This is a genomic window from Nonomuraea sp. NPDC005501, from assembly GCF_040605905.1.
GTDB lineage: Bacteria > Actinomycetota > Actinomycetes > Streptosporangiales > Streptosporangiaceae > Nonomuraea.
In genome coordinates this window covers 16,184-40,135 of record NZ_JBEXDT010000046.1, presented here as the reverse complement: position 1 = coordinate 40,135, position 23,952 = coordinate 16,184, and the positions used below count along the sequence as shown (strand labels likewise).

Here is a 23,952-nt window from a genome sequence, read left to right as displayed (position 1 = left end):
CGATGACCAGGCATCCGGCCACCACGGTGCGTTTTCTTCCTCGGTCGCCCCATTCCTGGCGACCGTGATCCGGGTCCATGGCAAGAGGCTACGCCGGCAGCTTTTGCCATCGTGGTGCCAAATCCCGTGATTGTCGGCGGTAATTCCGTCGCGGTGCCGAATGGTTCCACGGATGAATGCTCTTGAGGGGTCCTCGTGGGGGCCGGGGGAGGGGGTCGATCGGGAAGCGGTGGGGACCACCACCGTCTGGGATGTGTCCGCTGGAGTGCCGTGGTGCAGGGATCATGAGCTGCTGCCCGCTCGGTAGGCTGCCGCCATGGCATGGTTGCCCGCTGATTTCGTCCATCCCACCCATGTCGAGCTCCCGGGTGGCGGTTATCACCTACGCCCGATCACCGGCGCGGACACCGACCTGGACCACCCCGCCGTGATGGGTTCGCAGGCACGGCTCTGGTCGATTTACGGTGAGGCGTACGGCTGGCCCACGGCCGACATGACCTACGAGGATGACCTGAAGGACCTCGAGCGGCATGCGAGAGAGATCGAGGCGCACGAGTCCTTCAACTACGCACTGTTCGACGACGCGGAGACCGCACTCCTCGGCTGCGTCCACATCGACCCGCCGGAGCGCCAGGACGCCGACGCCGAGGTGTCCTGGTGGGTGGTGGACGATCGCGTCGGCGCCGACCTGGAACGCGCGATGGACGCGCTGATCCCGCAGTGGATCGCGGAGTCCTGGCCGTTCGAGCGCCCGCGCTTCATCGGACGCGACCTGTCCTGGAAGGAATGGCTGGCTCTCCCCAAGCTCGCCTGAACCCGCCTGGCGCGTGTCCGAAGGGACGGGTCCCGTGGACTGGTGTGGACCGGACTCTGGACAAGCCCGGTCCTCCCAGCTCAAAGGCCCGTTTCTCGGGTACGTGGCTGTGCTGCCCACGGCTCCCGGTGAGAGCGCGAGGCTAGTCCTGCAGCTCGTCGGCGTTGTCGTTCTCGTACAGTGCGGCGCCGTCCGCGTCGTCGAATGCGGCGGCGTTGTCGGTCTCGGTCTGGATGTTCTCCCACCAGTACGGGCGCCAGCCGATCGCGGGGTCCTTGCACCTTTCCGAGGAGTAGGACCCGGACACCACTTCGTCGTTGACGGAGTACACCCAGGTGGACGTGGTGCGTGAGGACGCGCTGCACTCGAGCCCGATGCCGTCGTCCCCATGTGTGGCGGCGGCGGCCGGACCCGCCACCGCTCCGGCCAGTGCGAAGGCGGCGATCAACGGCCCGCCGGCGGCGATGAGGCTTCTCATGGTTCCCCCTGTTACCACGAAGTGACGATGCGTGATCACTGTATGTAGCGGCCGAAAGGGTTGCCGAGAGCGCCACGCCGATTGTCCGGCTAATGTGGCAGTGAAGCTGACCGCCCGATTTTGGGTGGCAGCGCGGTGGCGACGACCGTTCTTCGTGGGGCCGTCGCCACCGCCTCGCGCGACTGGCTGTGCTTCGGACCGTCACCGTCCGTGCCCAGGTCCTTCCAGAAGCGCCGGCCTCCGGTCAGGAGGCCAAGGTTTCCAGGACCTGTTCGCCGTATTTGGCGAGTTTGTTCTCGCCGACCCCGCTGACCGTCCCGAGCTCCGCCAGCGAGGACGGCCCCAGGGTGGCGATCTCGCGCAGGGTGGCGTCGTGGAAGATGACGTAGGCCGGGACGCCCTGCTCCTTGGCCGTGGCGGCGCGCCAGGCGCGGAGGCGTTCGAAGGCCGGGGCCGCCTCCGCCGGCAGCTCCACCACCGGACGCGAGGAGCCGCCGCCGGAGGTCCTGGAGCGGGCGGGGCGCTGGGCGTCGCGGCGCAGGTCGACCTGCCGCCGGCCGCGCAGCACGTCGGCGCTGGCGTCGGTGAGCACCAGCGTGCCGTGGGCCGGCTCCACGGCCAGCAGCCCCTGCGCCAGGAGCTGGCGCACCACTCCGTGCCACTCGGTGTTGCCCAGCTCGGCCCCCACGCCGAACACCGTCAGCGAGTCGTGGCCGTGCTGCAGCACCTTGGCCGTCTTCTTGCCGAGCAGGATGTCGACGATCTGCCCCACCCCGAACCTCTGCCGTCGCTCCCGGTCCAGCCGCAGGACCGTGGACAGCACCTTCTGGGCGGGGACCGTGGCGTCCCAGGACTCCGGCGGGGCCTGGCAGGTGTCGCAGTTGCCGCAGGGCTCGTCGAGGCGCTGGCCGAAGTAGTCGAGGAGCATGGCGCGGCGGCAGCCGGCGGTCTCGCACAGGGCGAGCATCGCGTCGAGGTGGAGGACCTGACGCCGCCGGTGCGCCTCGTCGCCCTCCAGCGCCAGCCGCCGGTGCTGGACGACGTCCTGCAGGCCGTAGGCCATCCAGGCGGTGGCGGGCAGGCCGTCGCGCCCGGCGCGGCCGGTCTCCTGGTAGTAGCCCTCGACGGACTTGGGCAGGTCGAGGTGGGCGACGAACCGCACGTCGGGCTTGTCGATGCCCATGCCGAACGCGATCGTGGCCACCACGATGAGCCCGTCCTCCCGCAGGAAGCGGGCCTGGTGGGCGGCGCGGGTGGGGGCGTCGAGGCCCGCGTGGTACGGCACGGCGGGGATGCCGTTGTCGGCCAGGAACTCGGCGGTCTTCTCCACCGAGGAGCGCGACAGGCAGTAGACGATGCCCGCGTCGCCCGGGTGCTCGGTGCGCAGGAACTCCAGCAGTTGCCGCTTCGGCTCGCTCTTGGCCGTGATGCGGTACTGGATGTTGGGGCGGTCGAACCCGGCCACGAAGTGCCTGGCCTGGTCGAGGCCCAGCCGGGAGGAGATCTCGGCGTGCGTGGCCGGGGTGGCGGTCGCGGTCAGCGCGATGCGCGGCACGTCGGGCCAGCGCTCGTGCAGCCCGGACAGCGCGAGATAGTCGGGCCGGAAGTCATGGCCCCACTGGGACACGCAGTGCGCCTCGTCGATGGCGAACAGCGAGATGTCGCCCTTGCCCAGCAGCCGCAGGGTGGAGTCGGTCCGCAGCCGCTCGGGCGCGAGGTAGAGCAGGTCGAGCTCGCCGGCCAGGAACGCGGCCTCGACCGCCTGCCGCTCGTCGAAGCCCTGCGTCGAGTTGAGGAACCCCGCGCGCACGCCGAGCGCTCTCAGCGCGTCGACCTGGTCCTGCATGAGCGCGATCAGCGGCGAGATCACCACGCCGACCCCGGGCCGCACGAGCGCCGGGATCTGGTAGCACAGCGACTTGCCGCCGCCGGTCGGCATGAGGACGAGCGCGTCGCCGCCCTTCACGACGTGCTCGATGATCTCCTGCTGGCCTTCGCGGAAGGAGTCGTAGCCGAACACCCGGTTGAGGACGTCGATGGGGGTATCCATGCGGCTACCTTACGTGTTCGCCGAGCCTCCGGCGCCGTGTTCGCCCACGGCGATCCTAGGCGAATCCTGTGATGACCCGGCGGGAGCGGGAAAGCGTGGACGGCGCTCGCCGTCGAGTACGGCAAGCGTGGCATCCGGGTCAACGCCGTGGCGCCCGGGTCGGTGGCGACGGAGAGGTACGAGGAGTTCCTCGCCTCGCTCGGGCCCGAGGGGGCGGCCGGCATCGAACAGGAGATGGCGCGGTTGCACCCGCTCGGCAGGGTGGCCTCGCCGGCCGAGATCGCCGCCGCCGTGGCGTACCTGCTGGGGGACGACTCGGGGTTCGTCAGCGGCGTGACGCTGCCCGTGGACGGCGGCCGGTCGGTGCTCGGGCTCGACCCCGAAGGGCAGGACCGAGACCCGGCCACAGCATGGGAATGAAAACCGTTCTCATCTGGTTGGAGGGGGCATGAAGAAGAACCTGCACCCGTCGTACCGCCCCGTCGTCTTCCGCGACCCGAGCGCGGGGGTCGCCTTCCTCACCCGGTCCACCGTGACCGGCGCGAAGACTGTCGAGTGGGAGGACGGCCGCACGTACCCGGTCGTCGACGTGGACGTCTCCTCCGCGAGCCACCCCTTCTACACCGGGCGCGGGAGGATCGTCGACAGCGCCGGACGCGTCGAGCGTTTCCAGCAGCGGTACGGCAAGCGCTGACTCGAACTCACTGACGAATCGCCTTCGGACAGACCGGGTCGCATGCCCCCATTACCAGTGGGTACAAAGCCTTCACCGGCGTGGGAGCAGGGTGATCGCGATGAGTCTCTCAGGAAAGGAACGCCGCATCCTCGCGGAAATCGAGTACGCCCTGGCCTTGGAGGACCCGGACCTGGCCAGGCGCGTCGCGGCGATCAACAGCATCGAATCAGGCGGCGAAGGGTACATGCGGCCGTACGGGGATCGGGCGCGGGTCTGGGTGACACGGCACGTATGGCTCATCGTGGCGGCCGTGGTGCTCGTGGTGGCGCTGCTCACCCTGGCCGTACTCCTCGCCTGACCGCCCGTCCGGCACTCCTGGGCCTCGTGGGCCCAGGAGGCGGCAGCGCCCCGCCAGACCCACGGGGCGGCCACAGGAAGGGCTCAGCGGCCCGGCGATCGGCGGTGCCGCTTCAGGACCACGAGGTCGATCGCCGCGATGACCGCCACCGCGGCGGCGATCGCCGCCTCCCAGACCCACACCTCGTCGCCCGTCCGCATCGCGCGGACGGCGAAGAACACGGCCGCCGCGATGCCGATCACCAGCGCCACCCTGGACAGTCCCCGCCGGGCGCCCAGCGGGCTGCGCGCGTTCGCCGGCTCGTACCCCGCGCGGTCACGCAACCACATCGTTCCTCCCCTTCCCCCCCGGGAGATCGCCTGGTCAGGCCAGGCAGCGCAGCTTCGCGGCGAGCCGCGGGTCGAGCCCGTGCCCGGCCGGCAGCCGTCCCACGGTCGCCTGCACGAACTCGGGGTACGACAGCGTCGCGCTCACCCCGTCGGCGTGCGCCCAGATCTGGTCCGCCGTCTGCTCCACCTGGACGTCCGCGCTCTGCTCCGCCAGCGCGAACCGGCCCACCGCCACCCGCCACAGCGTCCGGCCGTCGGCCTCCTCCTCGGAGACGGGCGCCCCGACGTCGTCGGCGTGCGTGGCGTACTCCGAGTCGTAGTGGAACGTCTGCAGCCCCACCGGGTACGGCCCGGCCATGGTGTCGATCAGGTGCTCGGCTCCCAGCTCGCGCATGCGCCGCCGGGTGTCGCCGTTCTGCTCGCGCCACTCCGCCAGGACGTCCCGTACGGGCGTCGACCGGCGCTGCCGTACGGACCACTCGTTGAAGTCGTGGAAACCGTTCACCCCCTCGCGGGCGAGGCGGGTCAGCAGATTCTGGACGTTGCCGTCGAGGCAGGCGTGGTTGTACAGCTCCTCGCCCGCCAGATGCCCCAGGACGTCCCTGACCGACCACCCCTCGCACTGCGACGGCCGCTCCCACGCCTCGTCGTCCAGTCCCGAGAAGAACCGGTCGAGCCTGGCCGCCTCGGCGTCGAAGATGGCGAACGGATCGAACTCTTTCAGCAGGTCCTCAGCCATATTCCGACGCTACCCGCAGGACGCCGCCTCTCACGGCCACCCCCTGTGGGGGCCCGGAAACACGGGAGCCCGGCCCCAACGAAGGGGCCGGGCTCTCGCTCAGACGTGCTCAGCGGTCGTGAGGACCGGTCGTGCTAGCGGCGCCAGGTGTACACGCGGACGTAGTCCGTGCGGCTGGTGCTGCCGTCGAGCTCGTCGTTACCGTCGTACACGGCCTTGAACGTGCCGCTATTCCAGGCGCGCGTCTTGGCGGTGAACTTGCCGCCCCACTTGGTGGTGCCGGAGGCGACCCACTTCCAGCCGCTGGAGCCGTTGGCGCGGTAGTAGACGTTCACCTTCTCGCCGCGGACGCCCTCCCAGCCGTCGTCATCCACCTGGAGACGGCCGGAGAACCAGATCGACTTGCCCTTGCGAACCTTGTACGGGTCGGCGCTGAAGCGGGAGACCCGCGTCTCGGCCTTGCCCTCTTCGATCTCGACGCTGAAGACGGCCTCGTCCGTCGCGACGACCTTGCCGTCCTTGAACGCCTGGGCGGTGGCGCGCCACTTGCCCTCGGCGTCGTCGGAGTTGAACGGGACGCTGAAGCGCCACGACTCGATCTGCTTGGCCTCCTGGGCGCGCAGCGTGCGCACGCCGAGGGGCGAGACGCTCAGCTTGACGTTGTCCACGTCGCTGCTGGCGTCGACCTTGAAGAACGCCTCCGTCTCGCCGCCGTCCTTGACGACGACCGGGTTGGGCGTGATGTCCCTGATGTCGATGGTGGCGGCCTTGGTCTTCGCCATGGCGGCGCTGCCACCCGACACGAGCATGGCCCCACCGACGAGGGTGGAGACGATACCTACAGCGATCTTTCTCATGAGGGTGCTGATTCCTCTCCCCGTATCGCTGGAGTCGGCCCGGGAAGCCGACTCGCTTTACTACTTAGAGCCACTGTATGGGGAAAAGGTTGTCTAAAGTTCGTGCAAAAATTTGATCACAGGCGCTACCAGGGGCAATCACCCGAAAATCCTTTTCGGATAGGCAGACCGGCTACAGTCTCGCCCATGACGGACGTCTACACCCTTGGCGAGGCGCTGGGAGTCGTCTCCAGCGGCCGGGTCCGCCACGAGACAGAGGCCCGGCTCGACGTCTGCGGGCCGGAGTTCACGCTGGCCATCGCCCTGGCCAGGCTCGGCCACCGGGCGTGCTTCCTCGGCAAGGTCGGTGGGGACGAGCTGGGGGCGAGGGTCCTCACGGTGCTCAGGGGCGAGGGCGTGGACGTGGCCGACGTACGGGTCAGCGAGGGCGTCCGCACCGGGATGCTCCTCAGGGAGTCGCGCGTGGGCCGGGAGCCACTGGTGACGCACTACCGGGTGGGTTCCGCCGGCTCGGCCCTCACACCGGGGAACGTGCCGATCGACCGGATCGCCGCCTCCAAGATGCTGCACGTCACCGGCCTGACGGCGGGGCTCGGCCGGGACGCGCTCGAAGCGGTCCGCGCCGCCGTGAGCGCCGCGCGCACCGCCGAGGTGGTGATCTCGTTCGCCGTCCACTACGTCCCGGAGCTGTGGCCCTCGGTGCGGGAGGCGGAGGAGGTGCTGAGCGAGCTGGCCTGCGAGTCGCATCTGCTGTTCCTCGCCCAGGACGAGCTGGACCTGGTCAAGCCCGCGCTCACGCCCGAGCGCGAGGTCGTGGTGGACCGGGGCATGAAGGGCGCCAGCGTGCGGGCCCACCGGATGCGGTACGACGCGGCGGGGCTCCAGGTGCCGATCGTGGACCCGGCGGGCTCGGGCGACGCGTTCGTGGCCGGGTACATCAGCGCGGCGCTGGAGGGGCTGACGCCGCAGGAGCGGCTGCACCGCGGCACGGTGCTGAGCGCAGCGGCCGTGAGCAGCGCCAGCGACTGGCAGGGCCTCCCCACCCGCGCCGACCTCTAGGCGGTCACCCCGGCCGCCCCGCGAGCTCCGCGAGGTCGTCCGCGCCGAGCTTCAGCGCGCCGGCGGCCACGTTCTCCTCCAGGTGCTCCAGCGAGCCGGTCCCGGGGATCGGCAGGATGTTCGGGGACCGGGCCAGCAGCCAGGCGAGCGCCACCTGCGGCACGGTGGCGCGGTGGCGGGCCGCGACGGCGTCCGGGCGCTCCGCCGTGATCGGCTGGAAACCGCCGACCGGGAAGAAGGGGACGTAGGCGATGCCCGCCTCGGCGCAGGTGTCGACGAGCGGGTCGTCGTCGCGCCGGGACAGGTTGTAGAGATTCTGGACGCAGGCGATGGGCGCGATCGCGCGGGCCTCGGCCAACTCGGCGGCGGTGACGTTGGAGACGCCGAGGTGGCGGATCAGGCCCTCCTCACCGGTCGTGCAGCCCGATCCGCCAGTAGGCGGCGTTCGCCCCCAGGAAGGCCAGGTTGGTGCCCTGGTCGCGGGCGCGGGTGACGGCGGCGCAGCAGGGCGAGGACGCCTACGTTGCCCGTAGCGGGTGGCGGCCGGTCACGCGCGGTCGCGGGCCGGGGCTCCGGCGGGGCGGGGGCGGCGGGCCAGCAGGCCGCCGAGACCGGCCCCCATGATCAGCACCGACCCGCCCAGGACGAGGACCCGCCCGTCCGGGCCCGCCTCGGCACCGCCGCCCGTGTCCGCGCCCGCCTTCGGGACGGCGGACGATCTTTTGCGCGTGCTCTCCGGCTCGGAGGTCCCGTCGGCCTCGGAGGAGGTCTCGGAGGAGAAAGCGTCCGCGGACGAGCTCCCCGAGGAGGAGACGTCGGACGAGGGGGAGGTGTCCGGGTCCGTGCCGGTGCCCGCGGCGACCGTCAGGGTGTACGCCGACAGCGTCCCGGGGGTGCGTACCTCGCACTCGATCAGGGGATCGTTCTCCATCGTCCCGATGTTGACGGCGCCGGGCCGGACGGCGCCGGTGCCCGCGTTCCGCGCCGTGGTCGTCATCTCGACGGAGGCCGGCAGGGGGACGGCCTGACCGGGGGTGATGGCGCCCAGCGGGGCGGTCCCGGTGGCGGAGGTGAGCTGCGGCAGACCCGAGATCCCGGCGTGCGCGTAAAGGTTCACCCCCGCCGACAACCCGCTGCTCGGCGCCTTCAGCTCCGCCCCCGCCTCGTACTCGGCGCGCCAGCCGATGGCGAACGGCTGCCCCACCACGGCCGAGGTCGGCATGGTCAGCGTCACCCGGACGCGCACCGTCTGGGCCGGTACGGACTCGCCGGAGCAGGAGTACTCGACCACCTCCGCGCTCGCTCCCGCCGCGGGCGGCGAGCCGAGCGGCAGGAGAGCCGCCGCCAGCGCCACCGCCGAGGCGGCGAGGCGGATGCGAGCCATGGACCCAAGCACCGGCATGACGCTCCCAACGGCCGCGGTTCGACTGGGACCCCAGCATTCCACTCGTTGATCACGGGCAGATTGAGATCCGCGAGGGGGACGGATGGGCATGAACAGGGCGAGGAGGCGGTCGCGTGAGGCACGTCATCGAGGTCATCGGCGAGCTCATGGACTTCGCCGGCGTGCTCGTCATCGCCGTGGGCACGCTCGTCGCGAGCGTGGCCTTCGGCCTGAGGTACGTCCGGACGCGTGAGGTGACCGGCCTCTACCCGGTGTTCCGGCAGGGGGTGGGCCGGGCGATCCTGCTCGGCCTGGAGCTGCTGGTGGCGGCCGACATCATCAGGACCGTGGCCGTCTCGCCCACGTTCCAGAGCGTGGGCGTGCTGGCCGTCATCGTGGCGGTGCGGACGTTCCTCAGCTTCTCGCTCCAGGTGGAGCTGGAGGGCCGGCTGCCCTGGCAGCGGGCCGTGCCGCCGAGCGAGCCGTCCCGCTGAGGTCAGGCGGACTCGCGCACCACCAGCTCCGTGGGCAGGATGACCGGGTCGGCCGGTTCGCCCTCGAACAGCCCGAGCAGCAGCCGCACCATCGCCGTCGCCTGCTCCACCACCGGGTGGCGGACCGTCGTCAGCGGCGGCTCGGTGTACTGGGCGGCCTCGATGTCGTCGAAGCCCACCACCGCCACGTCGTCCGGCACCCTGCGGCCCGCCTGCCGCAGCGACTGGAGCGCGCCCACCGCCATCAGGTCGTTGGCCACGAACACCGCGTCGAGGCCCGGGTCGTCGCGGAGGAGCTGGCGCATCGCCACCGCGCCCGACTCGCGCGTGAAGTCGCCCACCGCGACGATCGAGCGGCGGTCGGAGTCGCGCAGCACGGTGCGGTACCCGCTCAGCCGGTCCTGGCCGCCGATCATGTCCTGCGGGCCGGCGATCGTGGCGATCCGCCGCCGCCCGAGGCCCACCAGGTGGCGGACCGCCAGCTCGGCCCCGCCCACGTTGTCGTTGTCCACGTACGGGATGTCGACGGGCACCGCGGGCCGGCCGTACGAGACGACCGGGACGCGCAGCCGGGACAGCGCGGCCGGGAGGGGGTCGGCGCCGTGCATGGAGATGAGCATGACCCCGTCCACGTGGCCGCCCGTGATGTACCGCTCGACCCGCGCGTGGCTGCTGGCCGAGGAGGCCAGCATGAGCACGACCTGCTTGTTGACCGTCTCCAGCTCGACGCTCGCCGAGCGGATCACCGTCGAGAACAGCGGGTCCTCGGAGAACACCCGGGTCGGCGGCTCCGACACGACGAGCGCCACCGAGTCGGTGCGCTGGGTGACGAGGCTGCGCGCGGCCGGGTTGGGCACGTAGCCCAGCTCGTCGATCGCGTGCAACACGGCGTCGCGGATGTGCGCCGCCACGGTCGTCTGCCCGTTGACGACCCGGGAGGCGGTGGCCCGGGAGACCCCGGCACGGGCGGCGACCGCCTCCAGGGTCGGACGCCTCATGTCTGCGCCGGCGAGAGGGTGAGCACGGGCAAAATCTACAGCCCGTTCCTGACGATCACGTCCCTGAACCACAGCGCGCTGTCCTTCGGTGTACGGGCCTGCGTGGCGTAGTCGACGTGGACGATGCCGAACCGGCGGCGGTAGCCCTCGGCCCACTCGAAGTTGTCCAGCAGCGACCACACGAGGTAGCCGCGCAGGTCGGCGCCCGCCTCGATGGCGCGGTGCGCCTCGCGCAGGTGCCCGTCGAGGTAGGAGACCCGGTCGGCGTCGTGGACCCGGCCGTCCACGACGACGTCCTCGAAGGCCGCGCCGTTCTCGGTCACCATGAGGGGCGTGCCCGGATAGTCCCGCGACAGCCGCAGGAGCAGCCGCGACAGGCCGTCCGGCACGATGGGCCAGCCCATGGCCGTGGCCGGAGCGTCGGCGCCCCGGAAGCCGACGTCCTCCGTGCCCGGCCAGGCGGCGTCGGCCGGCTCGCCGGGGCTGGCCTCCACCACGCAGGGGTTGTAGTAGTTCACGCCGATCTGGTCGATCGGCGCGGAGATCAGCTCCAGGTCGCCGTCCAGGATGTGGCCGGTGCCGCCGTTGCGCCGCGCCGCCTCCAGCACCGCCTCCGGGTAGCGGCCGTGGACGGCGGGGTCGAGGAACTGCCCGGTCAGCAGGGCGTGGACGCGCTCCACCGCCGCCGCGTCCGCCTCCCCGGGCACCGCGGACGGGTCGCCGACCTGAGCGGGGGTGAGCACGGGCGCCGAGTTGACGACGAGCATGAGGCTCTCCGCCCCCAGCTCCCGCAGCCGGGCCGCCGCCAGGCCGTGGCCGAGCATCAGGTGGTGCGCGGCGCGCATCGCCGCCGCCGGGTCGCGGCGGCCGGGCGCGTGCACGCCGTTGCCGTAGCCGAGGTACGCCGCGACCCACGGCTCGTTGAGCGTGGTCCAGTGGCGGACCCGGTCGCCCAGCCGGGCGTGCACGGCCTCGGCGTACCCGGCGAAGCGGTACGCGGTGTCGCGGGCCGTCCAGCCGCCGCGGTCCTCCAGCGCCTGGGGCAGGTCCCAGTGGTAGAGCGTGGCGTACGGCGTGACGCCGGCGGCCAGCAGCTCGTCCACGAGCCGGTCGTAGAAGGCGAGGCCCCGGGAGTTGGCGGGGCCCGTGCCGTCCGGCTGGACGCGGGGCCAGGCCACGGAGAACCGGTAGGCGGCCAGCCGCAGCTCCCGCATGAGCGCGACGTCGTCGGCGTAGCGGTGGTAGTGGTCGCAGGCGACGTCGCCGGTGTCGCCGCCGGCCACGTTGCCGGGGGCGTGGGAGAAGGCGTCCCAGATCGACTGGCCGCGCCCGTCCTCCTTGACCGCCCCCTCGATCTGGTACGAGGCCGTGGCGGCACCCCAGACGAAACCTTCCGGAAAAATCATCCTTTGACTGCTCCTTGCATGATTCCGCCGATGATCTGCCTGCCGAACAGGGCGAAGATCAGGACGAGGGGGAGGGTGCCGACCGCCGTGCCGGCCAGGCCGAGCACGTAGTCGTTGACGTAGCCGCTGGCCAGCGTGGACAGGGCCACCTGCACGGTCGGGTTGTCCGGGGTGAGCACGACCAGCGGCCAGAAGTAGTCGTTCCAGGCCGACATGAACGTCAGCATGCCGAGCACCGCCGCCGCGGGCCGTGCGACCGGCAGCACGACGTGCCAGAACAGTCCCCACGTCGTGCACCCGTCCACCCGCCCCGCCTCCAGCAGCTCCCCCGGCAGGGCGCGCGACAGGAACTGGGTCATGAAGAACACCCCGAAGGCGTTGACCAGCGCGGGCACCACCAGCGCGTACATGGTGCCGGTCCACTCCAGCTTCACCATGAGCAGGTAGAGCGGGATGATGCCGAGCTGCGCCGGGACGGTCATGGTGGCCACCGTGACGAGCAGCAGGGCGTTGCGTCCGCGGAAGCGGAGCTTGGCGAACGCGAACCCGGCCAGCGTGGACAGGAACATGACCGCCACCGAGATCGACCCCGCGACCAGCACCGAGTTGGCCAGGGCCAGGCCGAACGGCACGGTGTCGAAGACGCGGGCGACGTTGGCGAAGAAGTTGCCGCCCGGCCAGAGCGGCGGCGGCACCTGGGCCAGCGCCGAGTTGTGCCGGGAGGCCACCACCACGCTGTAGTAGAGCGGGAAGGCGGAGAAGAAGACGACCGCGATCAGGGTGAGGTGGCGCAGCCTCATGCCACACCGCCCTTCAGCCGGCGCGTGAGCAGGTAGTTGACCCCGGCGACCAGCACGACGGCGAGGAACATGAGCCAGGACGCCGCCGCCGCGTAGCCGAAGTCGAACTTGGTGAAGCCCTGCTCGTAGACGAACAGCGCCAGCGTCTGGTACTGCCGGTCGGGCCCGCCGCTCGCGCCGACGCCCCCGGCGCCGCTGCTCGCGCTGAACAGCAGCGGCTCGGCGATGATCTGCATGGCGCCGATCGTGGAGACCACGACCACGAAGACGATCGTCGGCCGGATCATGGGGATCGTGATCCTGCGGAGCTGGGTGAACCCGCCGGCGCCGTCGAGGGTCGCCGCTTCGTACAGCTCACGGGGGACGGCCTGCATGGCGGCCAGGAAGATCAGCGCGTTGTAGCCCGTCCAGCGCCACATGATCATCGTGGACAGGGCGACGTGCGAGGTGGCCGTGCCCGCCGCCCAGTCGACCGCGCCGGCGCCGAACCAGGACAGCACCCAGTTGATCAGCCCGAAGTCCCGGCCGAAGAGCTGGCTGAAGATGACCACGACGGCCACCACGCTGGTGACGTTCGGCAGCAGCAGCGACACCCGGAACAGCGTCTGGAAGCGCAGCGGCCGGTTGAGCAGGTGCGCGAGCCAGATCGCCAGGACGAGCTGCGGCACCGTCGACAGGACGCCGATGGACAGCGTGTTGACCACGGCGTTCCAGAAGTAGCCGTCGGCGAGCAGCGTGCCGTAGTTGGCGACGCCCACGAACGCGTGCTCGTCCGACAGCAGCGTCCAGTCGTGCAGGCTCACCCAGGCGGTGTAGGCCAGCGGGAACAGCCCGAAGGCGCAGAAGAGCAGCAGGAACGGCGCGACGTAGGCGTACGGCGACACCCTCACGTCGAGGGTGTGCCGCACGCCCCGCCGGTGCCGCCGCCGGGCCACGGCGAGGGGGAGAGAGCTCATTTGATCTTCTTGACGTCCTCGAGGACCTGCGCCCACGCCTGGTCGGGGGTCTGCTTGCCCTGCTCGACCCGGCCGAGCCCGTCACCGATGACGACGCGGACCTCGGCCTCCTTGGGCCCGAGGTGCTGCGGCTTGAGCGCCTTGGCTGCCTCGGAGTAGATCTTGCCGATGGGGGCGTCGCCGAAGAACGGCTTGGTGAAGCTCTGGATCGACGGGTCGTCGTACAGGGCGGGGATCGACGGGAACGTGCCCTCCTCCTTGAAGACCTTGGCCTGGTTCTCCTTGGAGGTGAGGAAGTCGATCAGCTCCGCCGCCTCCTTCGGGTGCTTGCTCTGCTTGGGGATCATCAGGTGGGAGCCGCCGCTGTTGCCGGAGCCGCCCGGCACGGTCGCGATGTCCCACTTGCCCGTCGCGTCCTTGGCCTGCTCCTGGATGAAGCCGGTCATCCAGGCGGGGCAGATGATCGTGGCGAACGAGCCCTTGGCGAAGCCGGTGTTCCACGGCGGCGAGAAGGCGGCCAGCTTGGCGGTCAGCTTGTCGGAGGTGAGCTGGTTGGACAGGTCCCACGCCTGCTTCACGGCCGGGTTGGAGCCCACGATGATCGTGTCCTGGTCGTCGTACAGGCCGGTCGGCGCCTGGTTGACCATGGCGCGGAAGATCTCGCCGGGGCTGTCGACGAACTTGGCGCCGGCCACGTTCGCGGCGGCGAACTTCCGGCCGGTCTCGATGTACTTCTCCCAGGTCGGCCAGAGAGCCGCCACCTCGGCCCGGTCGGTGGGCAGGCCGGCCTTGGCGAACAGGTCCTTGCGGTAGCACATGGCCAGGCCGCCCACGTCGGTGCCGAGGCCGAGGAGCTGGCCGCCCTGCCTGCTCAGCCCCTGCTGCCACTTCCAGTCGAGGTACTCGCCCTGCCGCTTGTCCAGGCCGTACTGCTTGAGGTCCTGGAACTTGGCGGGCTGGGCGGTGAACGTGCTGATGTAGCCGACCTCGACGGCCTCGATGTCGTCCGCGCCGGCATTGGTGGCCAGGCGCTTGACCAGGTTGTTGTGGTGGTCGTTGAACTGGGTGACGTTCTCGGTGATCTCGATGTTCGGGTGGGTCTTCTTGTACTCCTCGTAGAGCGGCTTGAAGCCGAAGTCGCCGAACAGGCCGATGCTGAGCTTGACCTTCTCGCCGGGCTTGGCGGCGGTCCCGTCGGTGTCACCTCCGCCGCCGCACGCCGTGGCCAGGGCCAGGAGGGACGCGGCGAGCAGGGGGACGGCGAGGCGCTGGAGACACGGGGGCATGGGACCCTCCTGGGTCGGAGCGGGGGGTGTCGGTCAATGCGAGAGAGCGCTCTCTCGACAGAGTCGCGGGCCTCACCCAAGGCTGTCAATTGCTGTGAGATAACGATCAGAAAGGCTGAGAGAGCGCGTTCACACCCAGGGCGATCCGGTCTCAGGCGGTGAGGACGCGGCCGACCATCCGGGCGTACATGCGGCCCGGGCTCGGCGCCTTGGCCAGGAAGCCGGGCAGCATGGGCAGCCCCACCGCGTACGGCTCCAGCCGCTCGTACAGCTCGTCCGCCCCCGCCGGCCGGTCGTCGGGCCGCTTCTCCAGCAGCTCGGCCAGCAGCTCGCCGAGCCCGGCGGGCAGGCCCGGGATGGCCGGGGGTCGCTCCTTGACCTGCTTCTCGAACACCACGTAGTCCGTCGGCCCCGTGAAGAGCTGCCGGCCGGTCAGCATCTCGTGCATGACGCAGCCCAGCGCGTACAGGTCGCTGCGGGGCTCGGCGACGCCCCGCTGGATCTGCTCGGGTGCCATGTAGGCGGGTGTGCCGAGAATCTGCCCGATCCGGGTGAACGTCGTGACGTCCGCGTCGCGCAGCATGGCGAGGCCGAAGTCGAGCACCTTCACGCTGCCGTCGGGGCACAGCATGAGGTTGGTCGGCTTGAGGTCGCGATGGCAGATCGACAGGGCGTGGGCGGCCGACAGCACCGCGCACGCCTGCGCGGCGATCGCGGCGGCCCACGGCACCGGCAGCGGCCCGTGCTCGCTGACCACGTCGGCCACCGTGACGCCCTCGATGAACTGCATCACCTGGAACAGCCGCTGCTCGTGGGTGCCGAAGTCGTAGAGCACCGGCGCGCCCGGGTGCTCCAGCCGGGCCAGGATGCGGGCCTCCCGGATGAAGCGGCGCTCCAGCTCGCCGTCCGGCCCGCTCGGCAGCCGCAGCAGCTTCACCGCGACCCGGCGGTCGAGATGGCGGTCGTGGCCCGCGTAGACGGCCCCCATGCCGCCCTGCCCGAGGGGGAAATCACCGAGCACGTAGCGGTCGCCGATGACCATTCGCCCCTCCATACCGCCTTTCCGGAAGAAACTACACCGTCAACCTCCCCCGCCTCACGGGGTGAGGCCAGGAGCGGGCGGGTGCAGGTGACCGTCGGCCAGCCCGTCGAGGCCCAGCCGGATGAGCGTCTGGCCCAGCGCCGAGGTCTCGCGCAGCGCGTCCTCCAGCACCGCGAGCTGCCGGAACGCCTCGCCGTACGCGCGCTGCTCCTCCAGCGACAGGCGCGGCAGGCGGGTGCGGCGCACGTCGAAGCGGCTGGAGCCGGTGGTCGCGCGGCCCCCGGCGGCCCGCAGGAAGCCGGCCAGGAAGTCGGGGTCGAGGCGACGCTGGTCCACCCGGTAGAGCGTGAGGTGCGGCCCCAGCACGCAGCCGCCCTCGGCCATGACCCGGACGCTGGAGTAGGACGCCACCACGTCACCGGGGCGCACCTGCACCAGGCCCTGCTGCCCGCCCGCGCGGCCGGAGGGCGGCGCGCCGCCGGCCACGTCGTCGGCCGTGAGCACCGCCAGGTCGCCGCCGTCGGCGGCCATCTTGGGCGGCGCCTGGAGCACCGTCACGAGGCCCTCCTTGATGAGGTCGCCGACGGTGGTGGCGGGCTGGTCGAGCGGCTGGTCCAGGACTTTCAGGTCGGGCGGTGTCGTGGAGGCGGCCAGGAAGCGGTCGCGCGCCTCGGTGAAGGCCCGTCCGACGTCGTCGCGGCGCTGGTGACGGGCCGGCGTCATGTCCACCTCGTCGGCCAGCAGGTCGATGATGCGCACCGTACGGTCGGAGCGGTCGTCGAGGTAGTCGCGCCAGGCCGGCTCGACGGCGGACAGGTCGGCCGTCGCGTCGAGGATGAGCACGTCGGACGGCGGGCGCTCGCCCGCGCGCGGCCGGCGCAGCAGCCACAGGTCGGAGCCGGGCAGCGCGACGACGCCGCGCAGGGCGCCGGCCCGCAGCAGGTTGGCCCGGATGCGGCGGCCCGCCTTGCGGCTCGCGGCCGCGGGCGGCATGAGGATCGCGACCAGGCCGCCCGGCTTGACGTGGGTCAGGCAGTGCTGCACCCAGGCCAGCTCCGGCTCTCCCCGCGGCGGCAGGCCGTACTCCCAGCGCGGGTCGCCGGTCAGCTCCTCGTAGCCCCAGGCGCGCTCGTTGAACGGCGGGTCGCACAGGACGGCGTCGGCCTTCTCCCCGGCGAAGGCGTCGTGGCGGATGGCGTCGCCCGCGACGACCCGGGCCTCGGCGCCGCGCAGCCTCAGCCGGGCGGCGGCGATGCGGGCGGAGGTGTCGCTGAGGTCCTGCCCGAGCACGCGGGCCGCCTCGGGCGCGAGCAGCAGCGTGCCGACGCCGCACGCGGGGTCCAGGATCGTGCCCGGCGCCGAAGGGTCCGCCACGGAGCGGCCGTCCATCAGGGCGGTCGGGGAGCGGCCGTCCACCAGGGAGGGCGTGGGCCGGCCGTCCGTCGCGGGGTGGGCGTCCGCCGGGACGGTGCTCACCAGGCGGACCATCAGCGCGGCGACGTCCTCCCGGGTCACCGAGAGCTGCCGCGAGTGGGCCTCCAGGTAGCGCTCGCAGAGGAACTCGTACGCCCTGAGAGGGCCGTCGCGCTCGGCCAGCTCGGTCAGCAGCCCCGCCAGCTCGGGCTCCAGCTCGCCGCCGCCGCCGTCGGTGGACAGGTCGGTGGACAGGCCCGTGGAAAGGCCGGTGGAAAGAAACGTGCCCGCCGCGGCGACAAGTTCACCCAGGCGTAGATCTCCGGCGGCTTTCAGGCGCTGCCACACACGATCTCCGAGGGATACCTGGTAGGACTTCCCATAGCGGCGCAGCCACGCCTCCACCTGCCGCAGCGAGAACAATGGCTGATTCGCGGTTCCGCCGACGGGACGGGGGAAGTCGTCGTGGCGGCGTCGCCAGTTGCTCACCGCGGCCCGCCCGACCCCCGCGAGCCGGGCGATGTCCCCGGCGTTCACGGTCGGGTCGTGGCTCATGCGACCAGAGTAGTTCACAAGAGTCTTCAGCGCATCTGCTTGTGAAGTCTTTCAACCAATGATTTACTGCTAGGTATGAAGCACAACATCCGCTATGCCGCCGGATCAGATGTGGGGCGCCGCAGGGAGCAGAACGAGGATTCCGGCTACGCGAGCGGCCGGTTGCTCGTGGTGGCTGACGGGATGGGCGGCCACGCGGCCGGCGAGCTCGCGAGCTCGGCGGCGATCGCCGTCATGCGCGAGCTGGATGCCACGCTTCCGGAGACGGGCTCCGACCTGGAGGCGGCCCTTGAGGGCGCCGTGCACGAGGCGGCGCGCCGGCTGGTCGAGCTGGCGGAGATCGACCCCGCGCGCAGGGGAATGGGAACCACGGTGACCGCCATGCTCTGGGACGGTTACCGGTTCGCCCTGGCTCATCTCGGTGACTCCCGCGGATACCTGCTTCGCGATGGTGCTCTTTACCAGATGACCAAGGATCACACACTTGTGCAGTCGATGGTGGACGAAGGGCGGATAACGGAGGATCAGGCCGCCGTTCATCCCCGTCGCTCCATGGTGCTGCGGGTGCTCGGCAGCGAGGGCCGGGCCGAGCCCGACATGGCGCTGCGCGAGGCCGAGCCCGACGACCGCTACCTGCTGTGCTCCGACGGGCTCACGGCCGTGCTGGGCCCGGAGACGCTGCACGAGGTGCTGACCACGCACCCCGACCCGGCGCTGGCCGTGCAGCGCCTCATCGACCTGGCCAACGAGGGCGGCTCGCCCGACAACGTGACCGTGATCGTGGCCGACGTGGTGGCGCCGGGCACGGGCGACGAGCAGGTCTACCGCGTCGGCGCGGGCGCCTAGGCCCGCCCCTTCGATCCCTTCGGTCACAGAAGTGCCTTTTCTCCTCAGAGCTAGCCACTTTCGCGGTGGGCGGCCCGCGCTCGCCGCGCGGCGATTACCGTACATCGTGATCTGCCGGATTTTCTGGGAGGAGTCGCACTGGACCCCATCGCGGAAGCTCTGCTGCGGCAAGTCCGTCCGGAAGTCGGCTACCGGGAGAAGGGCGGTCAGAACACCAAGTTCGGCCACTGGTACGCCGAGCGCGTCCAGGACCCCCAGTACCGGGACGCGCCCTGGTGCGACATGTTCATCGCCTGGGCGGCGGACCGGGCCGGCATCGCCGACTACGTCGGCCGGTTCGCCTGGACGCCGTCCCACGCGGCGTGGTTCATCAAGCAGGGCGCCTGGTCGTCCCGGCCCGAGCCAGGGGCGCTGGTCTTCTTCGACTGGAAGGGCGGCAAGAGCTACCAGGGCATCGACCACGTCGGCATCGTCGAGAGCGTCTCCGGCGGAAAGATCCACACCATCGAGGCGAACGTCGACGGCGTCTGGCTCAAGCGCAAGGTCCGCGAGACCGACAAGGTCGTCGGCTACGGCCTGCCGCGCGTGGTCAAGGCCAACGCCACGCCGAGCGAGATCCGGGCCACCGAGCATCCGCTCGCGCCGCTGCTCAGGGCGCGGGAGCCGCAGGGGTCGGTGTTCGACGTGCTGGGCACCCCGCACGCGCTGCTCGCCGTCATGGTGCTGACGACGATCGTGCTCTCCTTACGCTTCGCCGGACGCCGCCGCGGCACCCACCGCCGCTTCACCTGGCCCTGGAACGCGCCGTCCGGCCCCCGTCCCACCGTCGTGTCCTGGACCGAGACGGACCCCTCCTGGCTGGACGTGGACGATCACGACGGCGACCGTGTCCCCGTGGTCGCGGGCCACGGCTCCGGAGGCCCCGCGCGCGGAGGCGCCACCCCCTCCCGTCGCCGCCCGTACGAGCCGGAACCCTGACGCCGGCGCGGCGCGGCGCGGCCGGGATCAGCCGCCGAGGTCGATGACCAGCTTCACGTCGTCGCCGTGGCTCTCGATGGCCTGGGGCGCCTCCTCCAGCGGCAGGCGCCTGGTGATCATGCGCTCCAGCCAGGCGCGATCCGCCGCCGCCAGCGCCTCCGCCGCGGCCCGGAAGTGGCGCTGGTTGGCGTTGACCGAGCCGAACACCACGTCGTTCTCGAGCACGATCTCCCGGTTGATGCGCCCCACGTCCGCGTCCAGCACCTTGCCCGCCGCCGACACGCCGGTCAGGCAGACGACGCCGGCGGCCCCGCTCGCCACCAAGGCGTCGAGCACCATCGGACCCGCCCCCGTGGCCTCGACGATGATGTCCGGGCGCAGGTCGCGCACCGGCTCCAGCGTGCTCCCGGAGTGGAAGACGGCGCCGAGCGAGCGCACCAGGTCGGGCTTGATCCCTTCGGTGGCGCGGTCGATGACGTGGACCTCCAGCCCTCGCTGCTTGCCGAGCAGCGCGGCCAGCAGGCCGATCGGCCCCGCCCCGACGACGAGCGCCGTACGCGGTCCGAACCACGCCCGCGAGCCCACGGCCTCGATCTGCTCCCACGCCTTGGCCAGGACCGAGGCCGGCTCCATCAGCACCCCGACCGGCTCCAGCCCGGGGTGGAGCCGCACCGCGTAGTCCTCCTCCACGGTCCACCGCTCGCTGCCGTAGCCGTCGAGCGCCTTGATGCCGCGCTCGGTGTAGCGGCCGTTGCGGCACATGTCGAACTCGCCTCTCGCGCAGGCCGGGCACGGCTCCGGGTCGGGCCGGCGCACGACGCCCACGACGAGGTCGCCGGGGGAGAAGGAGGACCCCTCGGGAGCCCGGATCACCCTGCCGAGCGACTCGTGTCCGATGATCATGGTCTTATTGCCGGCCTGCTCGAAGCCGTACTCGCCGGAGGCCAGCTCCCGGTCCGTGCCGCAGACGCCCAGCGCCAGCCCCTGCACGAGCAGTTCGCCCGGTCCGGGCTCCGGGTCGGGCACCTCTTCGACGCGCAGCGTCCCAGGGGCTCCCGGCTGGAAGGTGATCGCACGCATGCCGTACCTGTACCCGGCGGGCGACAGGAAATAGTAGGACGTCCTAGTATCTTGGGGGTAGGCCGCTCAAAGAGGAGTGATCAGGCGTGCACGTTCCGGTCCATCCCGTCCGCTTCGTGACGGCAGCCGCCCTGTTCGACGGCCATGATGCCGCGATCAACATCATGCGGCGCATCCTCCAGTCGCAGGGCGCCGAGGTCGTCCACCTCGGCCACAACCGGTCGGTGGACGACATCGTCACCGCCGCCATCCAGGAGGACGTCCAGGGCGTCGCGATCAGCTCCTACCAGGGCGGCCACGTCGAGTTCTTCACCTACCTCGTCGAGCTGCTGCGCGAGCGCGGCGCGGGACACGTCAGGGTGTACGGCGGAGGCGGCGGCGTCATCGTGCCGGAGGAGATCGAGCTGCTGCACTCCCGGGGCGTCAGCCGGATCTTCTCGCCCGAGGACGGCCAGCGTTACGGCCTGCCCGGGATGATCAACAAGCTCGTCGAGGAGTGCGACGTCGAGCTCGGCGACCCGCCCTCGGTGGACGCCGTGGTCTCGGGCGACCAGGCCGCCCTGGCCCGGGCGATCACCCTGGTCGAGTCCGGCCGCGCCCCGGCCGAGCTGCTCGACGGGCTGCGCGCGGCGGGGAGCGCCGACGGGCCGGCGGGGCGGCGCGCGCCCGTGCTCGGCATCACCGGCACCGGCGGCTCGGGCAAGTCCTCGCTCACCGACGAGCTGGTACGGCGGCTGCGCGTGGACAACGACGACAAGCTGCGCATCGCGATCGTCGCCATCGACCCCACCCGAAGGCGCGGCGGCGGTGCGCTGCTCGGCGACCGCATCCGCATGAACAGTCTCGGCCCGCAGACCTACTTCCGCTCGCTGGCCACCCGGGGCGCCGCCAACGAGGTGCCCGCCTGCCTGGACGACGTGGTCGCCGCCTGCCGCGCCGCCGGGTACGACCTGGTGATCGTGGAGACGCCCGGAATCGGCCAGGGCGACGCCGGCATCGTGCCGCACGTGGACGTGCCGATCTACGTCATGACCCCCGAGTTCGGCGCGGCGTCCCAGCTGGAGAAGATCGACATGCTCGACTTCGCCGAGGCCGTGGTGATCAACAAGTACGAGCGGCGCGGGGCCGAGGACGCCCTGCGCGACGTGCGCCGCCAGCTCGTGCGCAACCGGGAGGCGTTCGGCGTCTCGCCCGACGACATGCCGGTGTTCGGCACGATCGCCGCCCGGTACAACGACGCGGGGGTGACGGCCCTCTACCACCACCTCAAGGGCCTGCTCGTGGACCGTGGCCTGCCGGCCGGGCCGGGGCTGCTCGCGCCCGTGCGCGGCCGTACCTCCGAGACCTCCGCCGCGATCGTCCCGCCCGCCCGCGTCCGCTACCTGGCCGAGATCGCCGAGACCGTCCGCGCGTACCACGCCGAGACGCTCGCCCAGGCGGAGGTGGCCCGGCGGCGCCAGCAGCTCACCGCCGTGCGGTCCATGCTGGAGGGCGAGGACGAGCGGCTGGCCGAGCTGGAGGCGCGGGCCGGGCGGGAGCTGACCGGCGAGAGCCGGGCGCTGCTCGACTCCTGGCCCGCCACCCGCGAGCAGTACACCGCCGACGAGCTGGTCGTCCGCGTCCGCGACCGGGAGATCCACACCCCGCTGTGGCGCGAGACGCTGTCCGGCAGCCGCATCCCCCGGGTGGCCCTGCCCCGCTACACCGACCACGGCGACCTGCTCCGGTTCCTGCGCTCGGAGAACCTGCCGGGCCGCTTCCCGTTCACCGCCGGGGTGTTCCCGTTCAAGCGCGACGACGAGGACCCCACCCGGATGTTCGCGGGCGAGGGCGACCCGTTCCGCACCAACCGGCGCTTCAAGCTGCTCTCGGAGGGGCAGCCCGCCACACGGCTGTCCACCGCGTTCGACTCGGTGACGTTGTACGGCAACGACCCCGCCCCCCGCCCCGACATCTACGGAAAAGTCGGTACTTCGGGGGTGTCGATCGCGACCGTCGACGACATGAAGGCGCTCTACGACGGCTTCGACCTGTCGGCGCCCAACACGTCCGTGTCGATGACCATCAACGGCCCCGCGCCCACCATCCTGGCCTTCTACCTCAACGCCGCCGTCGACCAGGCCCTCGACCGGTTCCGCGCCGAGCAGGGACGGGAGCCGTCGGAGCAGGAGGCGCGCGACCTGCGCGCCCGCACCCTCGCCACCGTCAGGGGCACGGTCCAGGCCGACATCCTCAAGGAGGACCAGGGGCAGAACACCTGCATCTTCTCCACGGAGTTCTCGCTGCGGATGATGGCCGACATCCAGGAGTGGTTCATCGCCAACGGCGTGCGCAACTTCTACTCGGTGTCGATCTCCGGCTACCACATCGCCGAGGCCGGGGCCAACCCGATCAGCCAGCTCGCGTTCACGCTGGCCAACGGCTTCACCTACGTCGAGGCGTACCTGGCGCGCGGCATGAACGTCGACGACTTCGCCCCGAACCTGTCGTTCTTCTTCTCCAACGGCATGGACCCCGAGTACAGCGTGCTCGGACGGGTGGCGCGGCGCGTCTGGGCCGTGGCGATGCGCGAGAGGTACGGCGCCGGGGAGCGCTCGCAGAAGCTGAAGTACCACATCCAGACGTCGGGCCGGTCCCTGCACGCCCAGGAGATGGACTTCAACGACATCCGCACCACCCTCCAGGCGCTGATCGCCATCTACGACAACTGCAACAGCCTGCACACCAACGCCTTCGACGAGGCGGTCACCACCCCGTCGGCCGACTCGGTGCGCCGCGCCATGGCCATCCAGCTCATCATCAACCGCGAGTGGGGCCTGGCCCGCAACGAGAACCCGCTCCAGGGCTCGTTCGTCATCGAGGAGCTGACGGACCTGGTGGAGGAGGCCGTGCTGAGCGAGTTCGAGCGGCTGTCGGACCGGGGCGGCGTGCTGGGCGCGATGGAGACGGGCTACCAGCGCGGGCGCATCCAGGACGAGTCGATGCTGTACGAGACGCGCAAGCACGACGGCTCGCTGCCGATCATCGGTGTCAACACGTTCCGCAACCCGCGCGGCGACGAGCCGCACGAGCGGAAGCTGGAGCTGGCCCGCGGCACCGAGGAGGAGAAGCGCTCACAGCTCGACCGGCTGAGCTCCTTCCACGAGCGGCACCGGTCCGAGGCGCCGGCGGCGCTGGCCCGGTTGCGGGAGGCCGCCATGTCGGAGGCCAACGCGTTCGAGGTGCTGATGGACGCCGCGCGGGTCTGCTCGCTCGGCCAGATCACCGACGCCCTGTTCGAGGCGGGAGGCCAGTACCGGCGCAACGTGTGAGACGACGCTCCTGAATGCCGCCCCGGACGTCGGCACGGTGATC

At 71.4% G+C, this 23,952-nt stretch carries 23 protein-coding genes and 2 pseudogenes; 9 read left to right on the top strand and 16 right to left on the bottom strand.

Annotated elements, in window-relative coordinates; genetic code table 11:
* The first annotated feature begins 316 nt into the window (after positions 1-316).
* Complete coding sequence (locus tag ABZS51_RS22435; protein ID WP_355444135.1) at positions 317-814, top strand: GNAT family N-acetyltransferase; 498 nt, start codon at positions 317-319, stop codon at positions 812-814.
* 142 nt (positions 815-956) lie between these two features.
* On the opposite strand, the gene ABZS51_RS22430 is transcribed toward ABZS51_RS22435, so the two are convergent.
* Together ABZS51_RS22430 and recQ are read right to left on the bottom strand one after the other, a co-directional pair.
* Positions 957-1,292: a hypothetical protein gene (locus ABZS51_RS22430; protein WP_355444132.1), complete on the bottom strand. Its 336-nt coding sequence runs from the start codon at positions 1,290-1,292 to the stop codon at positions 957-959.
* Between the two features lie 244 nt (positions 1,293-1,536).
* Complete coding sequence (gene recQ, locus ABZS51_RS22425) at positions 1,537-3,342, bottom strand: DNA helicase RecQ (protein ID WP_355444128.1); 1,806 nt, start codon at positions 3,340-3,342, stop codon at positions 1,537-1,539.
* A 114-nt stretch (positions 3,343-3,456) separates the two neighbouring features.
* On the opposite strand from recQ, the pseudogene ABZS51_RS22420 reads away from it, so the two are divergent.
* From ABZS51_RS22420 to ABZS51_RS22410, 3 genes and pseudogenes are all read left to right on the top strand, one after another.
* A pseudogene (locus tag ABZS51_RS22420) lies at positions 3,457-3,762 on the top strand (SDR family oxidoreductase); the annotation flags it as partial.
* Between the two features lie 28 nt (positions 3,763-3,790).
* Positions 3,791-4,036 carry a type B 50S ribosomal protein L31 gene (locus tag ABZS51_RS22415; protein WP_355444125.1) on the top strand — a complete coding sequence of 82 codons (246 nt, stop codon included), beginning with the start codon at positions 3,791-3,793 and terminating at the stop codon, positions 4,034-4,036.
* A 100-nt stretch (positions 4,037-4,136) separates the two neighbouring features.
* A complete protein-coding gene (locus ABZS51_RS22410) occupies positions 4,137-4,376 on the top strand; it encodes a DUF3040 domain-containing protein (RefSeq protein ID WP_355444122.1) in 240 nt (79 codons plus the stop codon).
* An 83-nt stretch (positions 4,377-4,459) separates the two neighbouring features.
* On the opposite strand, the gene ABZS51_RS22405 is transcribed toward ABZS51_RS22410, so the two are convergent.
* From ABZS51_RS22405 to ABZS51_RS22395, 3 genes are all read right to left on the bottom strand, one after another.
* Complete coding sequence (locus ABZS51_RS22405) at positions 4,460-4,705, bottom strand: DUF6343 family protein (RefSeq protein WP_355444119.1); 246 nt, start codon at positions 4,703-4,705, stop codon at positions 4,460-4,462.
* Positions 4,706-4,739: 34 nt separating this feature from the next.
* A complete protein-coding gene (locus ABZS51_RS22400) occupies positions 4,740-5,444 on the bottom strand; it encodes a maleylpyruvate isomerase family mycothiol-dependent enzyme (protein WP_355444116.1) in 705 nt (234 codons plus the stop codon).
* A 134-nt stretch (positions 5,445-5,578) separates the two neighbouring features.
* Positions 5,579-6,301: a hypothetical protein gene (locus ABZS51_RS22395; protein WP_355444113.1), complete on the bottom strand. Its 723-nt coding sequence runs from the start codon at positions 6,299-6,301 to the stop codon at positions 5,579-5,581.
* Between the two features lie 186 nt (positions 6,302-6,487).
* On the opposite strand from ABZS51_RS22395, the gene ABZS51_RS22390 reads away from it, so the two are divergent.
* On the top strand, positions 6,488-7,360 hold the full coding sequence (locus ABZS51_RS22390; protein WP_355444110.1) for a sugar kinase: 873 nt from the start codon (positions 6,488-6,490) through the stop codon (positions 7,358-7,360).
* A gap of 4 nt (positions 7,361-7,364) precedes the next feature.
* Here the strand turns inward: ABZS51_RS22390 and ABZS51_RS22385 are convergent, their stop codons facing one another.
* From ABZS51_RS22385 to ABZS51_RS22375, 3 genes and pseudogenes are all read right to left on the bottom strand, one after another.
* Positions 7,365-7,757: an aldo/keto reductase gene (locus tag ABZS51_RS22385; RefSeq protein WP_355444203.1), complete on the bottom strand. Its 393-nt coding sequence runs from the start codon at positions 7,755-7,757 to the stop codon at positions 7,365-7,367.
* Between the two features lie 10 nt (positions 7,758-7,767).
* Positions 7,768-7,851 (bottom strand): annotated as a pseudogene (locus ABZS51_RS22380) (N,N-dimethylformamidase beta subunit family domain-containing protein); the annotation flags it as partial.
* A gap of 56 nt (positions 7,852-7,907) precedes the next feature.
* Entirely contained in the window at positions 7,908-8,744 is an 837-nt protein-coding gene (locus tag ABZS51_RS22375; RefSeq protein ID WP_355444107.1) for a hypothetical protein, read from the bottom strand.
* Between the two features lie 134 nt (positions 8,745-8,878).
* Here ABZS51_RS22375 and ABZS51_RS22370 point away from each other — a divergent pair, with 134 nt between their 5' ends.
* Complete coding sequence (locus ABZS51_RS22370; RefSeq protein WP_310709368.1) at positions 8,879-9,238, top strand: DUF1622 domain-containing protein; 360 nt, start codon at positions 8,879-8,881, stop codon at positions 9,236-9,238.
* 2 nt (positions 9,239-9,240) lie between these two features.
* On the opposite strand, the gene ABZS51_RS22365 is transcribed toward ABZS51_RS22370, so the two are convergent.
* From ABZS51_RS22365 to ABZS51_RS22335, 7 genes are all read right to left on the bottom strand, one after another.
* On the bottom strand, positions 9,241-10,236 hold the full coding sequence (locus tag ABZS51_RS22365; RefSeq protein WP_310709367.1) for a LacI family DNA-binding transcriptional regulator: 996 nt from the start codon (positions 10,234-10,236) through the stop codon (positions 9,241-9,243).
* 35 nt (positions 10,237-10,271) lie between these two features.
* A complete protein-coding gene (locus ABZS51_RS22360; protein ID WP_310709366.1) occupies positions 10,272-11,642 on the bottom strand; it encodes a GH1 family beta-glucosidase in 1,371 nt (456 codons plus the stop codon).
* The gene (locus ABZS51_RS22355) at positions 11,639-12,442 is read right to left on the bottom strand and encodes a carbohydrate ABC transporter permease (RefSeq protein WP_355444102.1); all 804 of its coding nucleotides are present in this window, start codon (positions 12,440-12,442) and stop codon (positions 11,639-11,641) included. The genes ABZS51_RS22360 and ABZS51_RS22355 overlap by 4 nt, the downstream gene beginning before the upstream one ends.
* On the bottom strand, positions 12,439-13,398 hold the full coding sequence (locus tag ABZS51_RS22350; protein ID WP_355444099.1) for a sugar ABC transporter permease: 960 nt from the start codon (positions 13,396-13,398) through the stop codon (positions 12,439-12,441). The genes ABZS51_RS22355 and ABZS51_RS22350 overlap by 4 nt, the downstream gene beginning before the upstream one ends.
* Positions 13,395-14,684, bottom strand: coding sequence for an extracellular solute-binding protein (locus ABZS51_RS22345; RefSeq protein ID WP_355444096.1), 1,290 nt, complete (start codon positions 14,682-14,684; stop codon positions 13,395-13,397). Before ABZS51_RS22345 ends, ABZS51_RS22350 begins: the two co-directional genes overlap by 4 nt.
* 151 nt (positions 14,685-14,835) lie before the next feature.
* Positions 14,836-15,726, bottom strand: a complete 891-nt coding sequence (locus tag ABZS51_RS22340; RefSeq protein WP_310709362.1) for a serine/threonine-protein kinase — start codon at positions 15,724-15,726, stop codon at positions 14,836-14,838.
* A 54-nt stretch (positions 15,727-15,780) separates the two neighbouring features.
* Entirely contained in the window at positions 15,781-17,694 is a 1,914-nt protein-coding gene (locus tag ABZS51_RS22335; protein ID WP_355444093.1) for an N-6 DNA methylase, read from the bottom strand.
* Positions 17,695-17,769: 75 nt separating this feature from the next.
* Between ABZS51_RS22335 and ABZS51_RS22330 the strand changes: the two genes are divergently transcribed.
* Entirely contained in the window at positions 17,770-18,540 is a 771-nt protein-coding gene (locus tag ABZS51_RS22330) for a protein phosphatase 2C domain-containing protein (protein WP_310709360.1), read from the top strand.
* A gap of 93 nt (positions 18,541-18,633) precedes the next feature.
* Complete coding sequence (locus ABZS51_RS22325) at positions 18,634-19,518, top strand: CHAP domain-containing protein (protein ID WP_355444199.1); 885 nt, start codon at positions 18,634-18,636, stop codon at positions 19,516-19,518.
* Positions 19,519-19,545: 27 nt separating this feature from the next.
* Here ABZS51_RS22325 and ABZS51_RS22320 read toward each other — a convergent pair whose 3' ends face one another.
* Positions 19,546-20,598 (bottom strand): glucose 1-dehydrogenase, encoded by a 1,053-nt coding sequence (locus ABZS51_RS22320; RefSeq protein ID WP_355444090.1) that lies wholly within the window; start codon positions 20,596-20,598, stop codon positions 19,546-19,548.
* An 86-nt stretch (positions 20,599-20,684) separates the two neighbouring features.
* Between ABZS51_RS22320 and icmF the strand changes: the two genes are divergently transcribed.
* Entirely contained in the window at positions 20,685-23,909 is a 3,225-nt protein-coding gene (gene icmF, locus ABZS51_RS22315) for a fused isobutyryl-CoA mutase/GTPase IcmF (RefSeq protein WP_355444087.1), read from the top strand.
* The last annotated feature ends 43 nt before the right edge of the window (positions 23,910-23,952 follow it).

What these genes read in the sequence shown, in the direction of transcription:
- ABZS51_RS22435 (WP_355444135.1), top strand. Translation starts at nt 317, where the DNA reads ATGGCATGGTTGCCCGCTGATTTCGTCCATCCCACCCATGTCGAGCTC.
- ABZS51_RS22430 (WP_355444132.1), bottom strand. Translation starts at nt 1,292, where the DNA reads ATGAGAAGCCTCATCGCCGCCGGCGGGCCGTTGATCGCCGCCTTCGCA.
- recQ (WP_355444128.1), bottom strand. Translation starts at nt 3,342, where the DNA reads ATGGATACCCCCATCGACGTCCTCAACCGGGTGTTCGGCTACGACTCC.
- ABZS51_RS22415 (WP_355444125.1), top strand. Translation starts at nt 3,791, where the DNA reads ATGAAGAAGAACCTGCACCCGTCGTACCGCCCCGTCGTCTTCCGCGAC.
- ABZS51_RS22410 (WP_355444122.1), top strand. Translation starts at nt 4,137, where the DNA reads ATGAGTCTCTCAGGAAAGGAACGCCGCATCCTCGCGGAAATCGAGTAC.
- ABZS51_RS22405 (WP_355444119.1), bottom strand. Translation starts at nt 4,705, where the DNA reads ATGTGGTTGCGTGACCGCGCGGGGTACGAGCCGGCGAACGCGCGCAGC.
- ABZS51_RS22400 (WP_355444116.1), bottom strand. Translation starts at nt 5,444, where the DNA reads ATGGCTGAGGACCTGCTGAAAGAGTTCGATCCGTTCGCCATCTTCGAC.
- ABZS51_RS22395 (WP_355444113.1), bottom strand. Translation starts at nt 6,301, where the DNA reads ATGAGAAAGATCGCTGTAGGTATCGTCTCCACCCTCGTCGGTGGGGCC.
- ABZS51_RS22390 (WP_355444110.1), top strand. Translation starts at nt 6,488, where the DNA reads ATGACGGACGTCTACACCCTTGGCGAGGCGCTGGGAGTCGTCTCCAGC.
- ABZS51_RS22375 (WP_355444107.1), bottom strand. Translation starts at nt 8,744, where the DNA reads ATGGCTCGCATCCGCCTCGCCGCCTCGGCGGTGGCGCTGGCGGCGGCT.
- ABZS51_RS22365 (WP_310709367.1), bottom strand. Translation starts at nt 10,236, where the DNA reads ATGAGGCGTCCGACCCTGGAGGCGGTCGCCGCCCGTGCCGGGGTCTCC.
- ABZS51_RS22360 (WP_310709366.1), bottom strand. Translation starts at nt 11,642, where the DNA reads ATGATTTTTCCGGAAGGTTTCGTCTGGGGTGCCGCCACGGCCTCGTAC.
- ABZS51_RS22355 (WP_355444102.1), bottom strand. Translation starts at nt 12,442, where the DNA reads ATGAGGCTGCGCCACCTCACCCTGATCGCGGTCGTCTTCTTCTCCGCC.
- ABZS51_RS22350 (WP_355444099.1), bottom strand. Translation starts at nt 13,398, where the DNA reads ATGAGCTCTCTCCCCCTCGCCGTGGCCCGGCGGCGGCACCGGCGGGGC.
- ABZS51_RS22345 (WP_355444096.1), bottom strand. Translation starts at nt 14,684, where the DNA reads ATGCCCCCGTGTCTCCAGCGCCTCGCCGTCCCCCTGCTCGCCGCGTCC.
- ABZS51_RS22340 (WP_310709362.1), bottom strand. Translation starts at nt 15,726, where the DNA reads ATGGTCATCGGCGACCGCTACGTGCTCGGTGATTTCCCCCTCGGGCAG.
- ABZS51_RS22335 (WP_355444093.1), bottom strand. Translation starts at nt 17,694, where the DNA reads ATGAGCCACGACCCGACCGTGAACGCCGGGGACATCGCCCGGCTCGCG.
- ABZS51_RS22330 (WP_310709360.1), top strand. Translation starts at nt 17,770, where the DNA reads ATGAAGCACAACATCCGCTATGCCGCCGGATCAGATGTGGGGCGCCGC.
- ABZS51_RS22320 (WP_355444090.1), bottom strand. Translation starts at nt 20,598, where the DNA reads ATGCGTGCGATCACCTTCCAGCCGGGAGCCCCTGGGACGCTGCGCGTC.